At 63.1% G+C, this 5,624-nt stretch carries 7 protein-coding genes; 3 read left to right on the top strand and 4 right to left on the bottom strand.

The window, feature by feature from the left end; genetic code table 11:
- On the bottom strand, window positions 1-400 hold a 400-nt coding region (locus E5W70_RS30055), incomplete at its 3' end, for a hypothetical protein (protein ID WP_292664910.1).
- Window positions 401-820: 420 nt separating this feature from the next.
- Here E5W70_RS30055 and E5W70_RS30050 point away from each other — a divergent pair.
- A complete protein-coding gene (locus E5W70_RS30050; RefSeq protein ID WP_292664909.1) occupies window positions 821-2,023 on the top strand; it encodes an aromatic ring-hydroxylating dioxygenase subunit alpha in 1,203 nt (400 codons plus the stop codon).
- 31 nt (window positions 2,024-2,054) lie between these two features.
- On the opposite strand, the gene E5W70_RS30045 is transcribed toward E5W70_RS30050, so the two are convergent.
- From E5W70_RS30045 to E5W70_RS30035, 3 genes are all read right to left on the bottom strand, one after another.
- Window positions 2,055-2,810: a DUF429 domain-containing protein gene (locus tag E5W70_RS30045; RefSeq protein ID WP_292664913.1), complete on the bottom strand. Its 756-nt coding sequence runs from the start codon at window positions 2,808-2,810 to the stop codon at window positions 2,055-2,057.
- A gap of 101 nt (window positions 2,811-2,911) precedes the next feature.
- Window positions 2,912-3,796, bottom strand: a complete 885-nt coding sequence (gene pdxY, locus E5W70_RS30040) for a pyridoxal kinase PdxY (RefSeq protein ID WP_292664908.1) — start codon at window positions 3,794-3,796, stop codon at window positions 2,912-2,914.
- Between the two features lie 9 nt (window positions 3,797-3,805).
- Complete coding sequence (locus E5W70_RS30035; RefSeq protein WP_292664912.1) at window positions 3,806-4,057, bottom strand: hypothetical protein; 252 nt, start codon at window positions 4,055-4,057, stop codon at window positions 3,806-3,808.
- Between the two features lie 162 nt (window positions 4,058-4,219).
- Here E5W70_RS30035 and E5W70_RS30030 point away from each other — a divergent pair, with 162 nt between their 5' ends.
- Entirely contained in the window at window positions 4,220-4,864 is a 645-nt protein-coding gene (locus tag E5W70_RS30030; protein WP_292664907.1) for a LemA family protein, read from the top strand.
- A gap of 85 nt (window positions 4,865-4,949) precedes the next feature.
- The coding region (locus E5W70_RS30025; protein WP_292664906.1) for a YgcG family protein at window positions 4,950-5,624 on the top strand (675 nt) is incomplete at its 3' end.

Genomic DNA, 5,624 nt, shown 5'->3' with positions numbered 1-5,624 from the left:
CACGTCCAGCGTGCTGAACGGTTTTTCGAGCATTGGCGATCATGCGGACCGGCCGTGCCTTGCCCGACTGGGCGGCGATGACGCGCAGGCAGTCCAGGCTCTCTGCGCCCCAGGCCTGCCCCTTGCAGGCAAAATCGATCTCCGGCATCGGCAGGCGCGCCGTCTTGGTGGTGGTCGTCGCGCCATCGATGAGGTTGGCCGGCGGGTTCAGTGAGGCGAAGGCCGGACCGACGGTCGGCGTCAACGCCATGCCGGCAAATGCGGCAGCCGCGAGCAGCATGAACATCGCCATTGGATGATCACTGGCGCGCTGGCGCAGCGCCAGCTTCGGGCGCCGGTCGTTACGCTGGGGACCCTGCTGGCGAAGGTCGGTATCGGTGATCTGGATTTTCGTACGCATCGTCGTTTCCTTCGGTCTTCTTCTTTTCCCTGTTGAAACGAACTTAATCGCACCTTGTAACCGGCCAACGATGATGGATTAACGATTGTGTAACCGGCATGAAACCAAGCCCGCGGCCATTCCTGGGCAAACCGATCAGGCGTAGCTGGCAGCACCGGTGGCATTCTGTGCTCGCTTTCCGCTATCCACGGCACCAGATCCACGTCGCCTTTCCAGGCCCACAGAGCGTCGGGCGCTCAACAAGCGTGAGGGGATTAACGTCTGGAATTCCCGGGATTTTCCCGGCTTCGACCGTTCGGACTCGGCTCTCAAATCCCGCTCGATTTCCCGGCAAGAATTCGCCCCATTTTCGCAAGCCATTGCATTTCAATGGAAAATATGCTTTTATTGAACGAGCATTCAATAAATAAAGAGCCTTTTATGAACCCGCATCTGCGTGACGTGGCAATCCCCAACGATTGGGATCGGCGGGGGCTGCCGGGCTGGAGCTATCATTCCGACGCCTTGCTCGAACTCGAGAAAGAGCACGTCTTCCGCAACCATTGGCAGATCGCCGGCCATGTCTGCGACGTGCCGAACGCCGGCGACTATCTGACGATGGATGTGGTCGGCGAGCGGGCGCTGATCGTGCGCGGCAAGGATGGCGTTGTGCGCGCCTTCAACAATATGTGCCGCCACCGCGGCAGTCGCGTCGTTGCCGACAGCCGGGGCACTTGCAAGAATGCGCTGGTCTGTCCCTTTCATGGCTGGGTCTACAATCTCGACGGCACGCTGCGCGGTGCTGCCCGCCCGCGTTCCTTCCCCGACCTCGACAAGACCGAATTCGGACTGATGCCGCTCGAGCTCGAAATCTGGATGGGCTTCATCTTCGTCCGTTTCCGCAAGGGTGGGCCGCAGCCATCGGTGGCCGAGCTGTTGAAGCCGATCGAAGCCGAGATTGCTCATTACGGCGTCGCCGAGATGGTGCCGTCCTGGGGCATCTGGACCCAAAAGACGCCGGTCAACTGGAAGTCGGTGCGCGACGTCGACAATGAAGGCTACCACGTCGCCATGGCGCATCCGGCGCTGCAGGATCTTTACGGCGCGACCTATTTCGACGAGCCGTTCGTCAACGGCGTGTCGCGCTCGTTCGCCACTTACAATCCGCATGCCGGACGGCGCTGGAGCGTCGCGCAATACATCAAGCTCGCACCCGAGGCGAAGCACTTGCCGGAGCACCTGCGCAAGGCCTGGATCTACTACGGCATCTTCCCGAACAACGCGCTGTCGATCATGCCGGAATCGGTGCAGTTCTATCAGGAATTCCCGCTGTCGACGGGTGAGACGCTGCTGCGCGGCGCCATCTACCGCTATCGCGACGAGACCAGGGAGCAGGCGGCTGCCCGCTACCTATCCTACCGCATCGACCGCGACACGCTGGCTGAGGATGTGCAGCTTTCGATATGGTCCAACGAATCCATGCTGTCCGAAGCCTTCGGAGGTTTTTACTTTTCCGATCTCGAATATGGCGTGCGCACCCACCACGACCATTTGCGCAAGCAAATTCCCGTGTTCGGATTGGAAACCGCGCCCGAGGAGAAGGATATGTGGGCGCTCAACGAGGCGCTCAGATCACGCTCCTGACGCATGCTGCCCAAAATGTTAGCCTTGGTCCTCAGGCCCAGATGGCGACGGGAATGCCGTAACGATCGGCGAGCGGCGGATCCGGAAACGGCATTGCCTCGCCTCTGGCGATGCGTCCGGCAATCAGCATCATCGCCGCGGCATCGAGGAAGTCGTCGGCGGCCGCGCCACGCGGCGGCGTCTGGTCGAGAAAATCCTGGCCATAACCATGCCGGGCAAGCAGCGCCTTGCGTTCGGCCATGCCGGCCGGATTGATGTTGCCCCTGATCTTCTTTGGCAGGCGCATCGCCCGGTCGCCGTTCAGTTTGCAGAAGGCAACTTCCGGATGCGATTCGAAGACGCGGCTGCGCAGTTCGGGGCGCGCGATCAGCAGCGAATCGATCTCGCGGATCTTGGCGAAGATGCCGAAGGCCTGGATCGAGACGCCGCGCGGCGGACCTGATGTCGTCTTGGCCACCTCACTTGCCTTGCGATGTGCGGCGTACCAGGCGTCGACTGTGGTGAAGGCTTCGATCTCCGCGTAGAGCGCGGCGCGAGAGGGGATGGCAAAGACACTGGACTGCCGGGCCCCAAGCAGCGGCCGCACCAGCGCCTCCGGGCCGCGACCGCCTCTTTGGGAGAAATCGGGCAGGCCGATTGGCATATCGACCGCTACCATCGCGGCGGCGGGCAGTCGGTCGAGCAACGCCGCGAAGCTTGGGAAAACGGCTGTCGACGGTGCCGCACCGGGACCGCGGCAGACGGCTATCCAGCCGGCCTTGCAACCGTCGACGCCGACAAGCACCACACCCCTGGGCACAACCCTGGGCGCAACATCCCCAGGCACAACATGATCGGGCACAACATCCTTGGGCGCATCATCCTGGGGCGCCGCGTCTTCGGCCTGCCTCACGCCCGGCGGTCCCGTTCCGGATGCAGGAGATGGCGAAGCTGTACCATCGCCATCGGTTGCGACAGGCTCTGGGCATCGGTCTCGAGCTGCAATTCGTCGCCGCCGCGCTTGGCGGTGCGCGCCAGGATCTCGTAGACCGCTGCCGTGGTCGATTGCAGCGCCTTGGCGGCCGGCTGGCCGGACAGGATCCGCGCCAGGTAGACGGCCGCCGTCAGGTCGCCGAGCCCATTCGGCGGCTTGTCGATGAGCCGGTGTTCGGCAAGCAGCGCCTCTCTGCCGGTGAGCAGTAGATTGCCGGTGCCGCCGGCCATCATCGCTGGCGCCGAAGTGACCAGCATGGCCGGCGGGCCGGCTTGCAGGGCTGCAGCCATTGCCGATTTCAAGTCGGGCAGCGGCGCTCCGGCCATCCATTCCAGCTCGTAGCGGTTGGGCGTGGCAATATCGGCGATCGGCATCAGCCGGTCGCGCATGGCGATTGCGGTCGGCTCAGGTACGTAGAGCCCGCCCGAATCGCCCATCACCGGGTCGCAGATATAGAGGGCGTCCGGCGTCTTCGCCTTGACCGCACCGACCAGCGAAGCGACGACTTCGGCCTGGCCAGCCTCGCCGAGATAGCCGGACAGCACGGCGCCGACCTCGCCCAGCCACGGCGCGCGCTCGAGGTCGGTCATCAGCGCCTTGAACTGGTCCAGCGGCGGCACGATGCGGGTGGCCCGGCCATGCCCCGGATGCCAGGGCAGAATGACGGTCGGCACCGCCCAAACCGAAAAGCCGAGCGTCTCCAGCGCAAAGACGGCGGCACGGTTGCCGACCGAGCCACGTGCGACATGGCTGGAGACGACGATGACCGCGCGCGGCGCGTCGGCTTTTTCGGCACTCATTGATTTTTCCTAACTGCCCCTGGTGACGAAAAGCACGAGCCAGATCAACAGGCCGATGGCAATAAGCAAGCCCGCTGCGCGACCGATGCGGGTGCCCCAATATTCGATCGGGTCCGACCGGTCGGCATCGGCCGCGGTGACGTGGTCGCGCGCCCCTCTGGCGGTTCGCGCGAGGAACGAGGCGCCGCCCGGGTCGGTCTCGCGCGCCACCCGTTCGATGATGCGGCGCGATTCCGCGTCGCTGTCGTGGCGTTTCGCCATGGTGATGTCCCGTTTCATGCCGAGCTTAACCCTTTCGCCTCGTCTGTCACAGGGCCCGACGGTGAATGGCAGAAACCAGTAACACTTCTCGGCCGAAGTCATTTTCTTACGCAAGGATTGTGCTAATGCTTCGCCTGCCAATGCTATCGAGGGGACCTTATCATGCTTGCCCAGCGCCTTTCTTCGCCGCCAATCTTCCGTAATTTAGCTGCGTTCCTGGTCGTGGCCGTCATGCTGCCGCTGCTTGCCGGCTGCGGCTACAACACCATCCCGACAGCTGAGGAAAACGCCAAGGCCGCATGGAGCGAGGTGTTGAATCAATACCAGCGTCGCGCCGATCTCATCCCCAATCTTGTCAACACGGTCAAGGGCTACGCCGCGCACGAGAAGGACACGCTCGACGCCGTGGTCGAAGCGCGCGCCAAGGCGACGCAGGTGACCGTGACGCCGGAAACGCTGAACAATCCGGAAGCCTTCAAGAAATTCCAGGACAGCCAGGCCGGCCTGACCAGCGCGCTGTCGCGCCTGCTTGCGGTGGTGGAGAACTACCCCGATCTCAAGGCCAACCAGAACTTTCTGGCACTGCAAGCACAACTCGAAGGCACCGAGAACCGCATCACGGTCGCCCGCCGCGACTATATCCAGGCAGTGAGAGAGTACAATCTGACGCTGAGGACCTTCCCGTCGGTGATCTGGGCGACCTTGTGGTTTCGCGGCAACCAGCCGTTTGCGAATTTCACCATCGAGGAGGATAAGATGCAGCCGCCGAAGGTCGATTTCGGCACCAACACCACGCAAGGCGGGTGAACGGCGCCTGTTGAGCCTGGGCCTGTTGGCTTTGTATTCCTTCGCGCCCCCCTCTGTCCTGCCGGCCATCTCCCCACAGAGGGGGATGGGAAGAAACGCCGGCCTGATTTTTTTTGGCTTCGTTCTAACCTTTCTCCTCCTCCCGCTCACCGCCCTTGCCGCCGAACTGCCGGCGCTGACCGGACGGGTTGTCGACAATGCCGGCATCATCGATGCCGCGACCGAGGCGACGCTGACGCAGAAGCTTGCCGATTTCGAGACCAAGGGTTCCGACCAGATCGTCGTCGCGACCATTCCCAGCCTCGACGGCGAGGAGATCGAGCCTTACGCCAACCGGCTGTTCCGCGCCTGGAAACTCGGCCAGGCGAAGGAGAACAACGGCGTCCTGCTTCTGGTGGCGCCGAACGACCGCAAGATGCGCATCGAGGTCGGCTATGGGCTGGAAGGCACGCTGACCGATCTGCACACCAAGCTGATCATCGAAAACGACATGGTGCCGGCCTTCCGTGCCGGCGATTTCTCCGGCGGCATCAGCAAGGCCGTCGACGACATGATCATGGTGCTGGAAGGCAATCCCGAAGAGCTGGAGGCGCGCGGCGAACGCAACCAGCAGCCGCCGTTCAACAGCGACGATCTGTTCTTCACGATCTTCATAGCCATCTGGGCAATTATCTTTTTCGGCGGCCTCGCAGCCTCCATCCTGCCGCCGATCTTCGGCCAGAAGATCGGTCCCGGCCGCTATCGCTGGCTGGGCATGACC

This window comes from Mesorhizobium sp. (assembly GCF_005063415.1).
Classification (GTDB): domain Bacteria; phylum Pseudomonadota; class Alphaproteobacteria; order Rhizobiales; family Rhizobiaceae; genus Mesorhizobium.
This window is presented reverse-complemented; position numbering and strand designations above follow the sequence as displayed.

What these genes read in the sequence shown, in the direction of transcription:
- E5W70_RS30050 (WP_292664909.1), top strand. Translation starts at nt 821, where the DNA reads ATGAACCCGCATCTGCGTGACGTGGCAATCCCCAACGATTGGGATCGG.
- pdxY (WP_292664908.1), bottom strand. Translation starts at nt 3,796, where the DNA reads ATGAGTGCCGAAAAAGCCGACGCGCCGCGCGCGGTCATCGTCGTCTCC.
- E5W70_RS30035 (WP_292664912.1), bottom strand. Translation starts at nt 4,057, where the DNA reads ATGGCGAAACGCCACGACAGCGACGCGGAATCGCGCCGCATCATCGAA.
- E5W70_RS30030 (WP_292664907.1), top strand. Translation starts at nt 4,220, where the DNA reads ATGCTTGCCCAGCGCCTTTCTTCGCCGCCAATCTTCCGTAATTTAGCT.